Origin of the sequence: Chryseobacterium sp. CBSDS_008 (assembly GCF_049959325.1) — a bacterium.
Taxonomy (GTDB): domain Bacteria; phylum Bacteroidota; class Bacteroidia; order Flavobacteriales; family Weeksellaceae; genus Chryseobacterium.
Genome location: NZ_CP188202.1, coordinates 390,127 through 409,455, shown reverse-complemented (window position 1 = coordinate 409,455; position 19,329 = coordinate 390,127). Strand labels below are relative to the sequence as shown.

The following is a 19,329-nucleotide window of genomic DNA, read 5'->3' as shown; positions in this document are numbered from 1 at the left end:
ATAGTGTTCTCTTGATTATGATTATTTATTTTTTTTTTGAATAATGATTTATTTCTTAAGGATATAGGTATTTTCTTTTTTCTGGACTTCCAGTCCCAGGATGAAGGCCAGCGATTCAATATTTTCACCGACTGTTCCACCGGTAAAATCAGCAGTGATCTTTTTATGTTCAGCTTCTTTAGGGTACAATACTTTGGTGCTATAGCTGCTTTCCAGCACTGCTACTACTTCTTTTAAAGGAACATCATTAAAGCTCAAAGACAATACTGAAGAAACTTTTCTTGATGAATTTTTCACCTGTTTCAATGAAATAACCGCTGTAGTATGAGCAATCCCGAAGTTGGTCCACTTCTGATTCGGTGTAAGGAAAGAAACGGGAACGCCCGGAGAAGATACAGCCACCTTCCCTTCATAAAGGTCAACTGCTTTTTTCCTGCCTGACTGTGAGATTTTAAATACTGTTCCCAATACTTTAGTGCTGAAACCATCTGCACGAACGATGAAAGGATGTGTTTTAGATTTTGCCACAGAGAATATGGCATTTCCTTTTAAATCCACAACCCTGGTGGATGCAGGGAAAGATTTTTCTACAGTCAGTTCTGCACCTGGCAAGAGAGTAACTACAGATCCGTCTTCAAGATGAACAATCCGCTTTCCGGATTTTGCAAGATAAACATCCGGCTTAATGAACATGGTATAAGTGAAAATTCCTCCCAATGACAGAAGCAGAATAATAACCGCAGCAATTTTATAGAGATGTGTTTTAAAGGTTTTTGCGGGCTGGATAGAAATAATATCTGCTTGAGAAAAGTAATGTTCAAGGCCGGATAATACCCTTTCTTTGGATTCTGTGCTATAAACAGCATCCAGACCTTTTTCTGCCTGAATTTTCCATTGTCTTAAAAGCTCATTTTCTTTTTCGGAAATTGGGTCTTCCGAAACTTCCCGTTCCCAAAGTCTGAAAACAAAGGCTTCAATATTTTTATAGGTTAAATGTTTTTTCATAAAGTCTTTCATCGTATTCACAGATACTTCTATCTATAAGACAGTGAAAATGAAAAACTTCCCTAATGTATTCTTAACGTTATATTCACATTACCACCAAATTGTTAATAATTTCCAAGCTTTTTCACATTTACTCAACATTAGCGTTCTATTTGAGCCCTGTTTTTCAGAAATATTTAATCTTGCCATACCCAAAGTTCACAAAAAGTTAATTTTCCTTTAGGTAATTTTGTATCACAATATGAGCCCAACAGACTATACATTATTAAAGAAAATAAAATCAGGCGACCGCCCTGCATTTATGCTGCTGTATGACCGATACTGGGATAGTCTGTATCGCTTTGTCTTTGTACGGACACGGGATAAAGAAGTCTCTGAAGAAATTCTTCAGAACCTCTGGATGAAGATTCTTGAAAATACAGAGGGTATACAAACCGACGATGCAGAAAGTGCCAAAGGTTACCTTCTCCGCCATCTGCATTATCGGATTATTGATTTTTATAACAGCTACAAAAAAGCTCCTCCTACCCTGAGTATTGATGAGTTTGATATTCCGAATGAAATTGAAATCGCAGATTCTGATTATTTTGAAATCCTTGAGGAGAACGAAATAAGTACTTTATTATCAATGATTGATGAGGTAGTTTCCCAGCTTCCCTCAACGGAGCAGCAGGTTTACGATATGAGAATCCGGAAAAATATGTCTGTGAATGAAACCGCAGAAGCATTGGGATTCAGCAATAAGACAGTGAGTAATAAATTAAGCAAAGCTTTGGGAGAAATCCGGGAACAGCTGAATCCGGAATACCAGTCGTCTAAAAAGCTGGTTTCTATTCTGTTTTTGATGGAGATTTTGACAAAATATTGAACGAAGTTTGGGGTTCAGGATTCTGGGTTGTGAATGACCAATTTGCTGCGCAGCCTCAGGAGAATTCCTGGCTTATTCTATACACACAGCGCTGTCCTCCGGAAATAATATGGTCTATTCTTTCCACTTTGTACTCTTTCCCTATCAACGACTGGAAATTGGATAACTCGGCACGGCAGAAACCCTGGCATTCGGTTGCTGCAGCACATATCGGGCAATGATTTTCAATCAGAAAATATTCCTGGCCTTCTTTTTTCCATTCGGCCATATACCCTTCTTCGCTGCGCACTCTTGCAAGGGACTCAAGGCGCTGTTCCAGTGATTTTGCTTTGGTCAAAACTTTTTCATATCGTTCATGGGTATTCTTTTCCCGGTCGCTGATTAACAGATCCAGGGCATTTTCGCCCAACAGATTTTTCACTGACCTCAAAATCTGAACCGTCACATCTGCATGGGTATCCGGAAACTGGGCCCATCCTTTCTCTGTAAGGGCATAGTAAGTTGACGGACGGCCAACTCCTTCGCTCTTCACCAAAGAACGGATCAATCCTTCCTGAGCAAGATTCAGTAAATGCTTTCTCGCCCCTTCTTTGGTAATCGACAGTTCTTCAGCAATAAGAAGCGATGTAACTTCACCTCTCATTTTAAGAAACATCAGAATTCGATCAGCAGCCGGCTTCCTCATTTGACAATATTTAGGTTGTTTTATTTTTCAACAACAAATATAGTCATTTTCTATAATTCATCAATTTTAAGCTTAAAATGAACATTTACAAGACTTGGGACATTGAAATAAAAGAATCAATAAAACAACTAAAAAGTTGTTTTATTTAAATATATTTTTACCTTTGTAATACATTAAAAAATAAATACGATGACCTTATTTACACTACCCCAGCTGACCTATGCTTATGATGCTTTAGCTCCTTTTATAGATAAAGAAACAATGACGATTCACCATCAACGCCACCACCAGGCTTATGTGGATAATCTGAACACAGCTCTTGCTCAAACCAGCGAAACCAATCCTGACCTTGATTCTTTACTGCAAAGAATAAGTGAATACAGTCCTGCTGTAAGAAATAATGGTGGCGGCCACTACAATCACTCTTTGTTCTGGGAAATTCTTTCTCCCCAGCCTAAGCTTAGTCCTGAAGGCATGCTTCATGATGATATCACAGCTACTTTCGGCAGTCTTGAGGACCTTAAAGCAGAAATGAAAAAAACAGGTTTGTCACAGTTCGGATCAGGATGGGTATGGCTGTATGTAAAATTCAACGGATCACTTGCGATCAGTTCTACTCCAAATCAGGATAACCCGATGATGGATATTCTTTCGATGAACAGAGGTTTTCCTATTCTCGGAATAGATGTTTGGGAACATGCCTATTACCTTAATTATCAAAATAAGCGTGCAGATTATCTGGATGCTTTCTGGTCTGTATTAGATTGGTCTGCTGTTGAGAAAAAATATGAAGAGGCTTTGTCAAAAGTAAGATAATTAACACTAATGTAAATAAGCTATGACTGAGGAAAATTTTATCAATAAAGCAAAGGCTTCAGGAATTATTGCCCTTGATCTCTCAGACTACAAACCGACTACGGAAATTGTAGAGCTGGATATCAAAGATCATCTTTTCATGGGAATGATTGTCAAGGAGAAGGAATTTAAAGAATCAATTGCGGCAGTAGATTTTTCTGTATATAACGAAAAAGCAGTAGGAATCATATGCTCTACAGATGCTATTATTCCACCCTGGGCCTATATGCTGATCATGGAGAAGCTGTCTCCGTATGCTTCGTATGTTGATTTAAACAATGCAGAAACAATTCTGCTTGATCTTTGGAAACGGCGTCTTATTTATGCTGATCTGAAGCACTATAAGAATCAGAAAGTGGTTGTCCGGGCAAGTACCAATCATGATCCTGCGTTGTATTTATTAGCAGCCGGACTGTTGAAACCGCTGGTCAAAACACTGCTGTACGGCGAGGTAGGATTACCCAAAGTAATTTTTAAACAATAAAAAATGAAAGCAATCATATTCAACGGATCGCTGGAAAGAAGAACTTTATCTACTTCCGGACTGATTTCGGATTATTTTTCTGAACGTCTGAAAGCACGGGGAATTCAGGCTGAAGTTTTTACGCTTGCTGATTCCGGTATCCCTTTATTTGATGTCACTCTTCCCAAAACTCCTTTGGCAGTAGAACGGATGACTCAGATGTTCACCGATGCAGATCTGCATATCTGGCTGGCTCCTCTTTATCACGGAAGCATTCCCGGTGTGATGAAAAACTGTCTGGACTGGCTTGAAGTAACCGCCGACAGGTATGAACCTTACCTCACCGATAAAACCGTTGGCATGGTCTGCTGGGCAGATGGTCTGCAGGCGATGCAGGGCATCAATACTATGGAGGCTATTGCCAAATCATTGCGTGCGTGGCCAATCCCATTCAGTGTACCTGTCATCAGATCATCATTATTTGTTTCAGACCAATCAACTCAAATTTCAGAGCTCTATGCCGGTAAATTTGATAAGCTCATCAGCATTGCTGCTTCTAAGAAAATAGAAAGCGTGAATCCTTCAACTTTAATACAGCCAGGAGATTAGCCTGCCAGATGCACTTTACGCCCAGATGTATAGGCTTCTGATAGAAATTGCAGCAGATTAATGATTTAAAAATAAAAATTAGCACACTTTATGATGCTATTAAAAAAACAGTGTGAACTGCTGGAATTAAGTTTAGCTGGGATTTCCGAATCGGTCAGTATTGAAGGAATCTCTTTTTTAAACCTTTAAATTCATACAATATGGCTATAAAAATAACAGATGCCTGTATCAACTGTGGGGCCTGCGAACCTGAATGTCCCAACTCAGCCATTTACGAAGGCGCAATAGACTGGCGCTGGAAAGACAAAACAAAACTTTCAGGACATATTATATTTCCTGACGGTACAGAAGATGATGCCGATGCCTACCACGAAGCAGTTTCAGATGAGGTCTATTATATTGTTTCCGGAAAATGTACGGAATGTAAAGGCTTTCATGAAGAACCACAATGTAAGGCGGTGTGCCCTGTAGACTGTTGTGTGGATGATCCTGATCACCGGGAAACCGAAGAAGTATTATTGAACAGACAAAAATTCATGCATAGTATCTGAATATTCGGCTGAATACTTTAATTAACGCTATGAAGTAAGAGAACGACTAAAAAATTTCTATCTTTTATATTTGATTTCAATTGAGGCGGGTTTTAACCCGCCTTCTTATATTTCTTTTTCATTCGGCTTTAGCCTAAACTTATTTTCTTTTTAATCTCAGTGTAGATTTTTTGAGTAAAAGGAGTTTCTATTCCAAGTTCAGCGCCATATTTTAGCACAGCTCCGGCAAACAATTCCAGTTCATTATCCTTCTTTCCTGAATGAATATCAAGCTGTAAAGAAGTAGGTGTTTCAAAAGGAAATGTTGAGGCTTTTTCGAAAGTGGCACTGATGATATCTTCCTGAAGATAGATTCCTTTTTTATCGGCGATCTGTTTGATTTCTTTCATAATCTCAGCTGCTTCTTTCTTCTGCTGCTCATTTGTACATACAGTTCCGATAGATGAATTATGCTTCGCCGTTACCAATCCGAAACTTGCGATAAATATGAATTTCGTCCAGATATCTGTTAATGAATTGTCTTTAAAATCAAAATCAATTTTACTTTGACTCAATAAATCTGTAATCCATTCCAGCGGGACAGAAAAATGTTTCGGGTCTCTTCCCACAATCATTTTTCCGGCTTTTCCCTTATGTTCCACTATTCCTTTTTCTTTAATATGGGAAGCTACATAGATACAGGTTGGAAGAACAGTATGACCCGGAATTATTTTACGTATCCTGTCATAAATATCTGCTCCGTTCATCATCGGAAGCAGTATGGTGTCTTTGTTAATAACTGACAGTAACTGCTTACAGACATTTTCAAGATCGTATTCTTTTACACAAATCAATACCAGATCTGGATTTTGGATATCACGGATATTCTGCACAATCGCATCTGGATGAGTCTGAGTATTGGAATGTTCAGGGGATAACAATGTCAATCCGTTTTCTTTTACTTTCCCATAAGTTTCTCCGCGGGCAACAAAAGTAACGGTATATTTTCCGGAAGTTTCATTGGTCTGATTGATTTTAAATCCAAAATAACCGCCTACACCACCCAATCCTACAACAACAATATGTTTTTTGTTCATGAAATTATTTTTAAGCAAAGATGAGTGTTGATTCCTGAAATATCGCTTGACAAATGAAAAGAAATTATATTTTATGAATATCCCTTCTGATCCTGCTTAGTGAACTGTCTTTAATTCCCAGATAAGAAGCAATTATTTTCAAAGGAACATGCTGGAAAATATCAGGATCTTTCTTCATCAGATTAAAATATCTTGTAGAAGCCTTCTGGCTCGCCATTTCGATCAGCCTGTCGTGAATAGTATAGTAATTGAGAACGAAAAGAAGCCTGCTGAACTCTCTGAATTCAGGAATAGTATGGAAGTTATGCTGTACATTTTCCAATCCTGTTTCCCAGAAAACACATTCAGTTACAGTCTGGTATATTTCTTTGGCAGGCTGCTGTCTGAAAAAAGACAGAAAATCGTTAACGAAGCAGGGTGCTCTATAAATATTGGTGGTAATTTCCTCATTATCTTCATTCAATATATACGACCGCACATAGCCCTTTTCCAGAAAGTATGTTTTGGTACTGATCGTATCTATATCCAGCAAAACCGTATTCGCTTTTAATTCAAAATGATTAAAAGTTTCAGTCATCTTTTCAACCACTTCCGTTCTGATGCTGAACAGGGAATGGAAGTAAGTATTAAGTGATGATTTGTCCATTAAAATATCATCATAAATATACTTTGAGTCATCTAAATTAGCAATAATTCGTGGAAGTCTGGAATCAAATGCTTTAAAACCACCCCGTCAAAAATTCTTTGAATTTTGTCACCCTCCAGAGGAGAGAAATTTTCGCATCTTACGGAATGATATTTATATGAAACAAAAACCCTTTAAATTTTGGCTTAAAGGGTTTTATTTTTGTAAAAAAGTTATTCTTCTGAGAGAACTTCATCATAAGTTACAGGATCTGTAACCTCCTGATATTGTTTCCATTCTGCTTCAAGCTGTTTATTGGTTTTCATATCTTCTTCAAGCTTCAAAGTTTCGCGGTATTGTTTTGCTTCTGCTGCCAGCGTCCATTTACAAGCGATTCCCATAGAATCAATATAGCTTCTGACATCATGAATATTTAATCTAAAAAATTCCTTTCTTGGATTAATTTTATTAAGCTGACTTTTCAAAAACTTTTTATGAAGCTGTTTTTCTAGGCCTGGGGCATCTTCAGCATATATCATGGCATGAACATCGAACTCAAAAGGGACACTTGCATCCCCAAGCTCACGAACACGGTCTAAAGGATCCAAACGTCTTGTCATACCAATTTTATAAACATCTTCTCCAAATGAACCGATATTTGAAATAATGTATACATTTCCGGTTCTGGTCTGCTGAGCCATTGAGATTGCTCTTTGATTTTTCTCTTCAGCCTGAGTAAGTTTTTGCTGTAATTCTTCAAGTTGCTGCTGAAAAAAGATTTTTTGTTCTTCATTTGCTCTGGCTACCTGAGATTCAGCTTTCTCAATCAGTCTTTTTAAAGTTTGCTCTTCTTTTTCTGCCTCTTTGATTGCTTTTTCATACTCTTTACGAGCTCTTTCTTCTTCCCGAATCTGCTCCCGAATCTGTCTTTGCTCTTCCTGTTCTTGCCATTTCAGTTCCTGAACGACAACTGCCCATTTTAACTCTTCGATTCTTGCATTATGATAAACATCAGATATTCTTGCATTTCTAAAAGCTTGTCCATTAAAATTTACCAATTGGAATGCATCATCCATTTTTTGTTTCAGTATACCAAAGTTATCTTTCTTTACTGATGCCAAAATAGAATCTACTTTTCCATTATAGGCATCAATAACAAAATCAATAGCTGTATTTCTTCTTGATTCATCCATATAATCACAGATACCAGCCTGTCTGCTTACAATCATTAGTTTATTGTTATGTCTAAGCTTTTTAAGTTTATCGCCAGCTTCTTTATGCCCAAAATCTTCTGCAAGATCATCCAGTAATGTATATGTTGGTATTAAATATTCATTACCATAACCTTTGATCACATTTTTCATTGCTTTTATTCTGTCAGCAATCTGATCAGCTTCTCTTAAACTTCGGTAAGCATCCCCACCTATTGTTTCTGCTCTTACTTTCGCATTTTCTACAATACGGTTAGTTTCGTTTACTGCATTTTCATATAATAAGGCTATTTCCCTGGATTTTTTCTCCGTGTTTTCCTTTACATTTCTACGAATATCCCTAGCCTCACTCTGTGCATCTAAAAGTTCTTGCCCTGCCTTTTCTCTTAGTTTCAAGCTATCTCTTTCGGCTTTTTTAAGAAGATAATCACATTCTACTTTTACATCAATAATATCTTGATATTTTCGCAAGGCATCATTATGTTGTAATAATTCTGCTACTTTTTTACTAAGAGTAATCTTATCAAGTTGTATGTTGGAAATCTCTATTTTCAATTGATTATTATCTCTCTTCAAACTTGTAATCTGAGTATCTTTTTGAAGAATTTCTTTTTTTAACCTGCCCGAGGTACTAACAGTATAAAGTATCAGGACAAATAAAATAATGATTAATAAAATTTCCATGGTTGAGTTGATTATTCGGCAATATTAAATAAAAAAAATGGCTATAACTTACGGAAAACCGTAATTAGAAGAACTTCATTTAGACATTCTAAAGATAATTATTGACTACTAGGACAAATTTATCTCTATATTGGCAGCTTATAACAAATTTTGTAAATTCCTTCTTTAAAAAGCAGATAGCATTACTATGGACCATGATTTTACTTATAACTTCATTGAACCTGATAAGGAAATCGCCGAATTCGTTGAAAGTCTGGGGACTTTTCAGAACCTTTCAGATGAAGCAAAGGAAGTGGTCATTATACCTGACGGGAGAATTGATTTATTTTTCTCACAATCAGCATCAGAACCTTTTCATATTACCCTTATCGGATTGGAAACCTATCCGGAACAAAGATATATTAATCCACATACGATTGCTTTTGTGGTCAGCTTCAAGCCTCTGGCTGTTGAATATATCCTGAATACCTCCATCGCAGATTTATTGAACATCGGAAAAGAACTTTCTCCTGATTTCTGGAATTTTAAAGCTGAGGATATAAAGGATTTTAGCTATTGCTGTATAAAAGCAACTCAAAAAATAAAAGAACTGCTTCCCCAAAAAGTAGATGAAAGAAAACGCAGACTTTTTGAACTGATATATACCTCAAAAGGAGAAATGAGTGTTCAGGAACTTTCAGGAAAAACAGGCTGGAGCAGCAGGCAAATCAACCGTTACTTTACGAAACAGCTTGGGCTGTCATTAAAAGCCTACTCTACTATTTTACGTTTCAGAAAATCATTGGAACATATCGCACAGGGAAGGCTCTTTCCGGAACTTAATTATACCGATCAGAATCATTTTATCAAAGAAGTGAAGAAATTTTCAGGAGTTGCCCCTAAAGAATTATCCAAAAATAAAAACGACCGATTTGTACTATTATCAGTGTTGAAAGGAAAATAAATTTGCATTGTAAAATTTAATTAACAATGCTGATAGAAAATAAATCAATAGCAATCGTTGGTGGCGGTCCTGCAGGGCTTACACTGGCAAGACTTTTACAGCTGAAAGGTGCAGCCGTAAAAGTATATGAAAGAGACTTCGATAAACATGCCCGTGTACAGGGTTCGCCACTTGATATGCATGAAGATTCCGGACTGGCAGCCATCCGTAAAGCAGAACTGCTGGATGAATTTAAGAAAACCTTCCGTCCCGGTGCAGACAGAACCCTGATTGTCAATGAAAAGGCAGAAATATTTTTTAACGATCATGAAACAAAACCTGAAGAGGATTTTGGACATGAGCATTTCCGTCCGGAAATAGACCGCGGCCCGTTAAGAAATATGCTGCTGGATTCTCTACAGCCTGAAACAGTAATCTGGGACAGTCATTTTCTCACTATGGAACGTCAAAATGAAGGCTGGATGCTGCATTTTAAAAATGGAACTTCAGCATACTCTGATCTTGTCATTGCCGCTGATGGAACCAATTCCAAAATACGCCCTTATCTTACCGAGATCAAACCGGTTTATTCCGGAATTATTATGGTGGAAGGCACTGTTTCAAAAGAAAATGCGCCCTCAATTGATGCTATGGTCAAAGGAGGAAAAATAATGGCTTTCGGAAATACTCAAAATATTTTACTTGGTCAGAAGGGGAATGGCGATCTTGGATTTTATGCGAGCTTTAAAGCCGATGAAAACTGGCCTGTCACAAGCGGTCTCAACTTTTCCGATAATACACAGATTCTGAACTGGTTCAACACAGAATATACTGAATGGAGCCCGGTGTGGGAAGAGCTTTTTAAAAATGCCGCCACTCCTTTTATTCCACGTCTGATTTACTATATGCCTTTAGACCAGACATGGAAAGCTCAGCCCAACCTGACCCTGATAGGTGATGCGGCCCACGTAATGCCACCATTTGCAGGAGAAGGTGCCAATATGGCTATGCTGGATGCCCTTGAACTGAGTGAGCATTTAACAGGTACCCATTTCAGCAGTTTGCAGGAAGCAATCTCCGATTATGAACAAATAATGCGGAAAAGAGCTGCCATTGCCACACAGGAATCCCTTGAAAATGGAGAGCGGATGCATTCTGAAAAATCATTAGCAACCATGCTTGATTTTTTTAACGGCCATCTCACTTCATAGTCAAACAAAGGCTGCCTCCACTCAGAGACAGCCTTTTTAAGCTTAATAAATTTTTTCTCGCTCCATTTTAGATCCAGATATGGAGATTCATGTGTGTTATTTTTTGATTAACTTAGTATTATACGTAGTATTGTCATCTTTTATCGTGATCACATACATTCCTTTTACTAAAGAAGCTACATTAATTTTTCCATCAATCTGCCCTTCCTGAACAAGTCTTCCATCCGCACTGTAAATTTTGTAGCTCCCTTTACCTTTAAGGTTTTTCACTTCTACAAATGTATCTGCGGGATTAGGATAAACAGATATTTCTGATGATTTTGAATCTGCAGATTCTCTTACGGCGAGGTTAGCATTTTCCGAAATTTTCACAGAAAAATCTCTGAAAGATCCTACAGAAACGATTCCACCACCATTTACCGGTACAGTAGGACTTCCGCATGGTCCGCTGGCTGCATTAAAGAAAGCACTTGCCACTCTCATTCTCAATAGTTTATCACCAGAATAAGCGGTATCAGGTACGGTAAATGTAACATTTCCGTCACGAAGATAAGCCTGAGCAGCAGCGGCATAGAAAGGAAGTGCTCCGCTGGAAGCCACCTTTTCAGAACTTTCGAATGCTCCGTTTCTGTTGTAATCTATCCAGATTTCAAGCCAGTCATTATAGTTTCCTCCTGCAAGGTTTCTAAAGCTCGCAGTATACTGAGTTCCTTTTGTTAAGTTAACTACCTTGGCAGCATCTTCACTAAAATCAAGATATGTTTTATAAACATCCAATCCTGTATATACATAGGCCAGGTTAGATAATGTTAATTTTACAAGACCACTATTAAAGCTTCCGCCATTTCCTCCTGTAGTCATTAAACAATAATCTGCACCTGTTCTCAGCCCTTTGGTTTTAAACGCATAATTAGCTGAGAATGCACCTGGCACACTATTCACAACAGCAGCAACCTGCACGTCATAATCGGTTTCATCTTCCAGGTTTGACAGTAATACAGAGTTTACTGTGCTTGTTGTATTTGACCAGCCTGCAGCCCCTACTTTTCTGTAATTGACGGAATAAGTAGCGCCTGGTACTTTATTCCATGATATTCTTGCAGATGTTTTTAAAACTTCTGTATCTATTGCAGAGACACCTGTTGGAGCAGCAATAGTAGAAGTAGGAGCAGATCCTACTGTTACAGACGGAGATACAGCATAGAAGATATTACCTATTGCTGATATTCTTAATTTAACAGCACCTGTTACATTGGCCGGCATTTGTACAGCATAGCTTCCTGTATTGGGTGTGGAAGCTACCAGATCCGTCCACGTAGTCCCGTTATTGGCTGTATAATCTATTTTTACAGCCGCTACATTATAGGGAGCGTTATTGGTATTTGCAGTATCCCATGTGATGGTATTAGATGCATCATTATATAAAACGGATGCTGTCGTAAGACCATTGAATTTGAAAGGTCCGTTAGAACCTACTGTTATCACTGTTTCGGCAGTAGAAGTCATTGGTCTTAATGCATTCTGATCTCTTACTGTTACTGCATAATTTAATGTTCTGGGGATGTAAGAAACGGTTTCCCATACTTGTTTGTCTGTCAAAACACCATTTAATACCGTTTCCAGTTTAGGAAAATATCTTCTGCTGTTAGCTGTTCCCGGCAATGATCTTGCGATTGCACCTTCTGCATTATACCCCCATCCGCTGTCCCCTGAAATGGTATTTCTGTCTCCCACACTATTATACTGTTCCCATGTATAGGTTACAGGGTCACTTTCAGCATCTGCTGCTACCGCATCCAGGTAGTAAGCGGTCCCCATAGGGATAGAATAATTAGCAAGCGGAGTAATTACCGGAGCAGTATTGTTGATGATATCCGTAGCAACACCACATCCTACTTTAGATTCCAGGTTATTTAATACCTGGGAAATAGATTTATAATGGAAATACCCATCCATATTTGCCTGAATATTATCTTGTGTAATTCCCGGATATCCCATAATTGTTGTTCCTCCCCAAGGTTCTACATTAGCTCCTGAAGCTTCGGTCCTCATAGAGAAGGTATGGTTAGCGCCCAGCTGGTGCCCCATTTCGTGAGCTGCCATTAAATCAAATACTTCTCCTACAGGATCCGGACTCATTGAAAAAGCAGATCCTTTTGCTAAAGAAGTGTTCGTTGCAGGATTCGTGCAAACAATTCCTATTCCTCCTGCATTGCCATTTCTGCTTTGTCCTGCATTGCAATGAAATACATGCCCAATATCATAGTTCGCATTTCCTACATCTGCTGTAAGTTTTTGTTGTAACTGTAAATTTAGCGACGGATCAGTTGCAGCAGCCTGAGGAGTGTAAAAATCGGTTGCCGGATCAGTATAAATGATTCCCGGAAGATCCAGTACATTAAAATGAGCCCCGAAATCTCTCTCAAAAACGCCATTGATTCTCGTCATTGTATTATTAATAGCAGCAACTGCTCCTGCAGCTGTACCGCCGTGAAATTGCGTGTACTCACCGGTAGCAGCTATGGCCATTCTGAAAGTTCTGTATTTGGTATTAGTAGGCCTGTTGGTAATTCCTACATTGGAAAGCATTTTTTTCCCATTCTCCACCAGCTTACCCATATCTTTAAGATCATATTCTGTATCACATTCAAAACCGTGTATACCTCCTTTTTCCTTTGTTTTATAAAAAACCCCGTATGTTTGTTTATCAGCACTTATGGGTTCTATAAACTGGAATATACCATCTTTAATGATCATAGACTGCATGTCATTTGGAGATGTACTGAATCTTAAATACTTAGACGGATCATCTACGCCTATTCCCACATATGATCCCAGCTGATATCTTTCTGCCAGCGACTGATCCATCACCGGATTACTGTACACCGCAAATTTTTCGATCTTTCCTTCTACGGTGGGTAATGAAATAATAACCGGCTTTGTATTTTTCCCGGTTTCTTCAGCATTTCTTAGCATTTCCCGAAGCGATTTCAGATCCACTCTGTAAGAATGCTGTACCTCTACTCCTTTTCTTATCTGTGAAGTTTTCTGAGAGACAGATTCCCATCTCTGAGCATTGAAAACTGTAAAAGAAGATGCTAATGCACAAACGAATAAAATTCTTTTTTTCATAAATTTATTTAAAGTTATTTGGATAATGTGTTGAAAACTTTTATCGAAAGTTCATTTCAGATCTTGTACTTAAATCTGGATAAACGTTATTATAAATTCAAGAAAAAGAAACGAACCATATAAAATTCACAACAAAACTGGATACAAAACTTATATATTTTGAATAAAAAACAAAATAAAATGATACTACACAGATACAACAAATACCATAAGAAGCTAATTATCAGTATGTTATAATTAACATACACTTTAGTCCTATATATTTACTTTTTTAAAGAAAAAATATTTAACGTGCCAGTTTAAAAAGATGAAAAAACAGATTGAAAATCAAATAAAAACAGATGTTCCTAAAAAGAAATAGTAAAAATACAGAATAAAAGAAAGGAAGATTTTTAAAATAACCCGCCATTTTTTCCAGGAACACATCAACAACCATAAAATACCAAAGTTTTGAATATCAAATACTTGCAACTAACAACATCTCATGTAGTACTTATGTAGTATAGTTTTTTTTCTTGTTCCCGTTAAAATTTTTCATATTTGAACAAAGAGACCACAAAGAAATCCGAGTGGTGAAAAGAGAATATTTCGAATACTGTCTGACCAGATGAGTCAGACAGTTTTTTTTTTGAATTATTTTAAGCTGTCAAAGAAATGATAGATATCTGTCTCTCCGGGAATATTCAGTTTTTTTCTGATCCTGTATTTTTTCTGCTGAATACTTCTGTGCTGAACTAAAGTGTAGGCTGCAATTTCTTTAGAGGTAAAATGCAGTTTAAGCATAGCACAAAAAACAAGTTCAGAATTTTCAAGTCCTGGATTAATCTTTAAAAGCTGATCTATAAACCCAGGATAACCTTCTTTAAAGCAATCCAGAAACTCAGGATCATTCTTTTTACCAAGTTTTATAATTTCTTCCTGCCTATTGCTGTTCATCTTTATTTTCAGGTTTTCAGCTTCATGGGCAAGCACTTTCTTTCTTTTCCTCAATGCGATAATAATTCTCCATGCATACAATCCCAACAGGCAAAGACCTATAAACGACAGGGAAATGATCCAGTATATTTTATTTTGGTGATGATCAGCATCTTTCCGGGTTTCTGTAATAAAGGACTCCATATCCTGATTGATTGTAGCCAGTAATGATGTATTGGTTTTATAAAAAGCATCTGTATAGGCTTTCAGATAAAAGTATGCCTTCTCTTTATCACCTGTATTTTCATATAACACCCTGAGATCATTATAGATATACTTGGCATAATAGGCATAGATGCGTTTTGTTTTCTCGTTGATTTTCAGTGCTTTTTTAAAAGCGTCTTCTGCCTTGTTATATTCTTTGGTATTAAGAAAATATTCTCCCATAATGGTATTGGCATACAGAGCTATTCCATCTTCCTTACCTCCTATATTGGCTTTGTTGTAAGCAATTGTTATGTATTTATATGCTGAATCCCTGTTTTTATGCATATAAATGTAATCGCTTATAGCACAGTCTGCAAGGCCGGTATCGTCCAGCTTTTTTGCTTTATGGAAATATTCAAGTGCTTTTTCGTTTTCTTTTTTTTGAATCAGGTAAATAGCCTGCCTCAGATAAATACTGAAAAGAATATCATTTTTGAGCTCTGATTTCTCACTTTTCTGTATGAAGCGCATGGCTTCATTATTATACTGAAAGGCTTTATCAAGTCTTCGGAGTTCTACATTAAAACGGCCATAGACGTTATAAAACCTGGCTTTGTGCATATTATCATCCGAATCATCCAGGATTTTTTTTGCGTTATCAAAAAGGATCTGTGACTTCTGAAAGTTTTCCAGTGAAATATTAAGTTCTGCCAGGTTGATATAGCAAAGGGCCTTTCCGTCTTCATAATTCATTGTATCAGCCTGTTTGTAATATCTTTTATTAAGATCAATCAATGAATCATAATCTCCGGCAAGTCTGAATTTCTCATTCTGCTTTAGCAAAGAGGTATCAAATTTCCTTTGAGCCTCCTTTTTGTTATGAGAATGGCACGAAACTAAAATAATAAGTAAAACAGAAAGAAAACTACGTATCATATGCTCCTTTATTAAGCTAAATTCCTGTATAAATCATGATTAAGTGATCCCTATAAACGGTATCTGTTGGTTTAAATTCAATGGTTATTTCTGATGAGATCAGCGGTAAATCTTTTCATAAAACAGAATCCTGCAGCTTTTATTGTGATTGCTTTTTTTATGCTGTCAGATTTTCAAAAAAATCATAAATATCTGTTTCTCCGGGAATATTCAATCTTTTTCTGATCCTGTATTTTTTTTGCTGGACAGATTTGTGCTGCACAAAAGTATAGTCTGCAATTTCCTTGGATGAAAGACGCAATTTCAACATCGCACAGAAAGTAAGCTCCGAATTTTCAAGATCCGGATTGATTTTCAGAAGGGCTTTTATAAATCCCGGATCCAGTTCTTTAAATTTCAAGAAAAAAGAAGAATCATTTTTTTTAGCAAGCATGGTCACTGCTTCCAGCTGTTTTGTCTGGACATGATTCTTTAATGCTTCCGTCTGCTTTTTTAACGTATTCTTCTTATTTTGCACCTTATTAATCAGCTTCCGGACATAGACTCCTGAAATGGTAAGAACAGAGACAGACAGCGCAATAAATAATGGAAGATCATTTTTATGCCAGTCTGATTCCTGCTTCACTTCTGAAATAAAGTCTTCAGTAGCTTTATTCATGGCGGCAAATCGGGCGGCATCAGACCTTCCTTCCTCTTCCATATATTTTTTCAGATAGAAATACGCCTTTCCACCGTCATTTTTTTTCTTGTACAGTTCTGCAAGGGCTTTATACACATCTTTTATATGAGAAGAATAGGTACGGCGTGTCTTGATATTAATTTCAAGGGCTTTTTTAAGAGCTTTTTCAGCTTGTTCGCTATTATCCGCTTCATTATAATAATATCCCATGGTATAATATACCCAAAGAGATTCTACATCTGTTGTTTTTTGGCTGAGCATTTTTTCATCTGCCCTGGCAATGTATATTCCCGCGGAATCAGGTTTCCGGGTAAACAGATAGTATTGTGCCATCATACAATTGGTATACGCCGAATTTTCCAATGCATTTGCTTTTATAAAACACTTTAAAGACGTTCCGAACCATCCTTTCCAGGCATAATAAATGCCTTTATTTACATAAAGCCGGGGAAGAAGTTTCTGAGTAAGCTTCGTTTTTTTGGCTTGTTTTATGTAATAAAATGCTTTATTATTACTCTCTAAAGCCTTATTATATATTTTAAGGTGAGAATAATAAAGACTATAATCATCATACAATATTGCTTTATGGTAAGCATTTTCAGAATTTACCAGGTCTTTTTCTGCTTTGTTCAAAAAAAAACGGGCTTTTTCATAATTTCCAGCTGAAACATTGACTTCTGCCATATTCAGATAGCACAGTCCTTTACCTGCTGTATACCGCATCCTGGCAGCTTTTCTCAGGTATTTTTTATTAAGCCGGACAAATGCTTCATATTCACCGGAGAGCTGAAGCTCAGAACCTTGGGTCAATAAGGAAACATCAAAATTATCTTTATCTTTCTCATGGGAATCATGATGGCATGAGAGTATACATAATAACAGCCCCATACCAATTATACAGGCCGTTATATTCTTTATATCTTTTGGATGTATTTTTTTAAAAATGATCAGATTACTCTTTCCCATCAGTACCAATTTTCCTTATATCTATATATCTACCTATTCATATTTGTTATCAACATGTTGATAATTTTCTACTGCTATTTTAATTTTTTTGTTTAATATATGTTCTAAATATACATATTTTATCATCTTTATTATGAAACAAATAAGTTATTTCGCAAAAATGTAACATTGAAAATAAGGTCATATGATTTTATCCTTCAATGAACATTATAAGAGTTTTCGGACTGCTATCGGGGTATATTTTCTGATCAAAAGCAGGTGTATGTTTTTCATAATAAGACTATATGAAATGAAATTTGTTACAAATTCGTGAGTAATTTGAAAATTCCAATGTAATTCTTAAATTCAAATGCTTATATTAAAAAAGAAGTTAAAATAATCCACCTGTTTGTATGGGATATTAATGAACTAATTATGACAAGTATTATCTATCGAAAGCTTCTCCCCGAAGAAAGCAAAATTTACAGGGCCATCCGCCTGGAAAGCCTGGAAAAATTCCCTCAATCTTTTGGAGCAACATACCAGGAAGCCCTGAGTATCGAAAAGTTTCAGACAGAAAGCGATATTGAAGAACAAACACCGGAAAGATTTGTATTGGGAGCTTTTGTACAGCAAGAGCTTGCGGGTATCTGTACTTTTGTTAAAAATGAAAACAACACCGGAAATATCTACCAGATGTATGTAAAAAAAGAATTTCAGGGAAGACAAATCGGAAAAGGTTTAATTGAGGCTGCTATTGATGAAGCCCGTAAACAATTTCATGGTGTTGAAATCATTTTAGAGGTTACTCCAGGAAATGAGAAGGCTTACCATCTGTATCAAAAAGTGGGCTTCCGGGAAATAAAAAACTCATTCACCGAAGATTCAGGCCACAATATCATGATGCAATATGTTGAATAAAAAAGAACAAACATCATTAAAAAGCTTCAACATGTGTTGAAGCTTTTTTGTGACCCGGCTGGGATTCGAACCCAGGACCCATACATTAAAAGTGTATTGCTCTACCAGCTGAGCTACCGAGTCGGCTACTTACTTTTTCTCGTAAACCCTTTATTCAAGGGACTGCAAAGATAAAAACCTTTTCTTTATTTACAATACTTTCCAGACATTTTATGGATTAAATGCTGCTAACTTTTACACAATCAGAGATAAAAATTTACGCTGCAGCAGATCCGGTAATTGAATTTCCAATATTTATAAAATAAACAAGAAATCTTATTTACATTAAAAAAATTTATTACTCCATTGAGTTATAAATTTTACCAGTGACCCGGCTGGGATTCGAACCCAGGACCCATACATTAAAAGTGTATTGCTCTACCAGCTGAGCTACCGAGTCGGCCACTTACTTTTTCAAGTAAATCCCTTTGTTTAAGGGACTGCAAAGATAGAAAAACCCTCCTTAACTCCAAATTTTTCAATGTATTTTTAAGATAAATTTTACAGCAAAAAAGTCAAACACTTGTTTATAAATTAATTACGTTTTCTTTTTTTTAAATTAAAAATTCCAGAAATGACCGTTGCTGGTAGATAAAGTCTCTTTTTTAATATTTTTAATAAAAGCCTGAAGTCTTTCTGGATCATACTCCACTCTGCATGAAGTTCCTTCATTCTTGCCATTATTTTCTGTTGGAAAATTGATCCTGTGAGAACTGGATTCTGGTATTATTCATCATTCATGCAGCGGTAAGAGGTAATGATTTATATTGCCGTTTCAATTGGTTGTATT

General features: G+C 36.7%; 16 protein-coding genes and 2 tRNA genes. 8 read left to right on the top strand and 10 right to left on the bottom strand.

Features of this window, described 5'->3' with window-relative positions; translation table 11 throughout:
• Window positions 1-48: 48 nt before the first annotated feature.
• Window positions 49-1,005 (bottom strand): FecR family protein, encoded by a 957-nt coding sequence (locus ACP3T3_RS01760; protein ID WP_426478220.1) that lies wholly within the window; start codon window positions 1,003-1,005, stop codon window positions 49-51.
• A 241-nt stretch (window positions 1,006-1,246) separates the two neighbouring features.
• On the opposite strand from ACP3T3_RS01760, the gene ACP3T3_RS01755 reads away from it, so the two are divergent.
• Window positions 1,247-1,873, top strand: a complete 627-nt coding sequence (locus ACP3T3_RS01755; RefSeq protein WP_426478219.1) for an RNA polymerase sigma factor — start codon at window positions 1,247-1,249, stop codon at window positions 1,871-1,873.
• A 55-nt stretch (window positions 1,874-1,928) separates the two neighbouring features.
• Here the strand turns inward: ACP3T3_RS01755 and ACP3T3_RS01750 are convergent, their stop codons facing one another.
• Window positions 1,929-2,558 (bottom strand): helix-turn-helix transcriptional regulator, encoded by a 630-nt coding sequence (locus ACP3T3_RS01750; RefSeq protein WP_426478218.1) that lies wholly within the window; start codon window positions 2,556-2,558, stop codon window positions 1,929-1,931.
• A gap of 189 nt (window positions 2,559-2,747) precedes the next feature.
• On the opposite strand from ACP3T3_RS01750, the gene ACP3T3_RS01745 reads away from it, so the two are divergent.
• From ACP3T3_RS01745 to ACP3T3_RS01730, 4 genes are all read left to right on the top strand, one after another.
• The gene (locus ACP3T3_RS01745) at window positions 2,748-3,374 is read left to right on the top strand and encodes a superoxide dismutase (RefSeq protein ID WP_426478217.1); all 627 of its coding nucleotides are present in this window, start codon (window positions 2,748-2,750) and stop codon (window positions 3,372-3,374) included.
• A gap of 22 nt (window positions 3,375-3,396) precedes the next feature.
• Window positions 3,397-3,897, top strand: a complete 501-nt coding sequence (locus ACP3T3_RS01740; RefSeq protein WP_426478216.1) for a DUF2480 family protein — start codon at window positions 3,397-3,399, stop codon at window positions 3,895-3,897.
• A gap of 3 nt (window positions 3,898-3,900) precedes the next feature.
• Window positions 3,901-4,485, top strand: a complete 585-nt coding sequence (locus ACP3T3_RS01735; RefSeq protein WP_426478215.1) for an NADPH-dependent FMN reductase — start codon at window positions 3,901-3,903, stop codon at window positions 4,483-4,485.
• 200 nt (window positions 4,486-4,685) lie between these two features.
• Window positions 4,686-5,036, top strand: coding sequence for a 4Fe-4S dicluster domain-containing protein (locus ACP3T3_RS01730; RefSeq protein WP_426478214.1), 351 nt, complete (start codon window positions 4,686-4,688; stop codon window positions 5,034-5,036).
• Window positions 5,037-5,164: 128 nt separating this feature from the next.
• Here the strand turns inward: ACP3T3_RS01730 and ACP3T3_RS01725 are convergent, their stop codons facing one another.
• The 3 genes from ACP3T3_RS01725 to ACP3T3_RS01715 form a co-directional block, all read right to left on the bottom strand.
• Window positions 5,165-6,112 (bottom strand): ketopantoate reductase family protein, encoded by a 948-nt coding sequence (locus tag ACP3T3_RS01725; protein ID WP_426478213.1) that lies wholly within the window; start codon window positions 6,110-6,112, stop codon window positions 5,165-5,167.
• Between the two features lie 64 nt (window positions 6,113-6,176).
• The gene (locus ACP3T3_RS01720) at window positions 6,177-6,758 is read right to left on the bottom strand and encodes a Crp/Fnr family transcriptional regulator (protein ID WP_426478212.1); all 582 of its coding nucleotides are present in this window, start codon (window positions 6,756-6,758) and stop codon (window positions 6,177-6,179) included.
• Window positions 6,759-6,970: 212 nt separating this feature from the next.
• Window positions 6,971-8,632, bottom strand: a complete 1,662-nt coding sequence (locus tag ACP3T3_RS01715) for a DUF4041 domain-containing protein (protein ID WP_426478211.1) — start codon at window positions 8,630-8,632, stop codon at window positions 6,971-6,973.
• A gap of 187 nt (window positions 8,633-8,819) precedes the next feature.
• On the opposite strand from ACP3T3_RS01715, the gene ACP3T3_RS01710 reads away from it, so the two are divergent.
• Together ACP3T3_RS01710 and ACP3T3_RS01705 are read left to right on the top strand one after the other, a co-directional pair.
• Window positions 8,820-9,575: a helix-turn-helix domain-containing protein gene (locus ACP3T3_RS01710; protein ID WP_426478210.1), complete on the top strand. Its 756-nt coding sequence runs from the start codon at window positions 8,820-8,822 to the stop codon at window positions 9,573-9,575.
• Between the two features lie 26 nt (window positions 9,576-9,601).
• On the top strand, window positions 9,602-10,765 hold the full coding sequence (locus tag ACP3T3_RS01705) for an FAD-dependent oxidoreductase (RefSeq protein ID WP_426478209.1): 1,164 nt from the start codon (window positions 9,602-9,604) through the stop codon (window positions 10,763-10,765).
• A 96-nt stretch (window positions 10,766-10,861) separates the two neighbouring features.
• Here the strand turns inward: ACP3T3_RS01705 and ACP3T3_RS01700 are convergent, their stop codons facing one another.
• The 3 genes from ACP3T3_RS01700 to ACP3T3_RS01690 form a co-directional block, all read right to left on the bottom strand.
• Window positions 10,862-13,897, bottom strand: coding sequence for a reprolysin-like metallopeptidase (locus ACP3T3_RS01700; RefSeq protein WP_426478208.1), 3,036 nt, complete (start codon window positions 13,895-13,897; stop codon window positions 10,862-10,864).
• A gap of 633 nt (window positions 13,898-14,530) precedes the next feature.
• Window positions 14,531-15,955: a tetratricopeptide repeat protein gene (locus ACP3T3_RS01695; RefSeq protein WP_426478207.1), complete on the bottom strand. Its 1,425-nt coding sequence runs from the start codon at window positions 15,953-15,955 to the stop codon at window positions 14,531-14,533.
• A 157-nt stretch (window positions 15,956-16,112) separates the two neighbouring features.
• Window positions 16,113-17,600 carry a tetratricopeptide repeat protein gene (locus ACP3T3_RS01690; RefSeq protein WP_426478206.1) on the bottom strand — a complete coding sequence of 496 codons (1,488 nt, stop codon included), beginning with the start codon at window positions 17,598-17,600 and terminating at the stop codon, window positions 16,113-16,115.
• 414 nt (window positions 17,601-18,014) lie between these two features.
• Between ACP3T3_RS01690 and ACP3T3_RS01685 the strand changes: the two genes are divergently transcribed.
• On the top strand, window positions 18,015-18,500 hold the full coding sequence (locus tag ACP3T3_RS01685) for a GNAT family N-acetyltransferase (RefSeq protein WP_426478205.1): 486 nt from the start codon (window positions 18,015-18,017) through the stop codon (window positions 18,498-18,500).
• Window positions 18,501-18,550: 50 nt separating this feature from the next.
• Here the strand turns inward: ACP3T3_RS01685 and ACP3T3_RS01680 are convergent.
• A tRNA-Lys gene (locus ACP3T3_RS01680) sits at window positions 18,551-18,623 on the bottom strand.
• Window positions 18,624-18,866: 243 nt separating this feature from the next.
• Window positions 18,867-18,939, bottom strand: a tRNA-Lys gene (locus tag ACP3T3_RS01675).
• Window positions 18,940-19,329 lie beyond the last annotated feature (390 nt).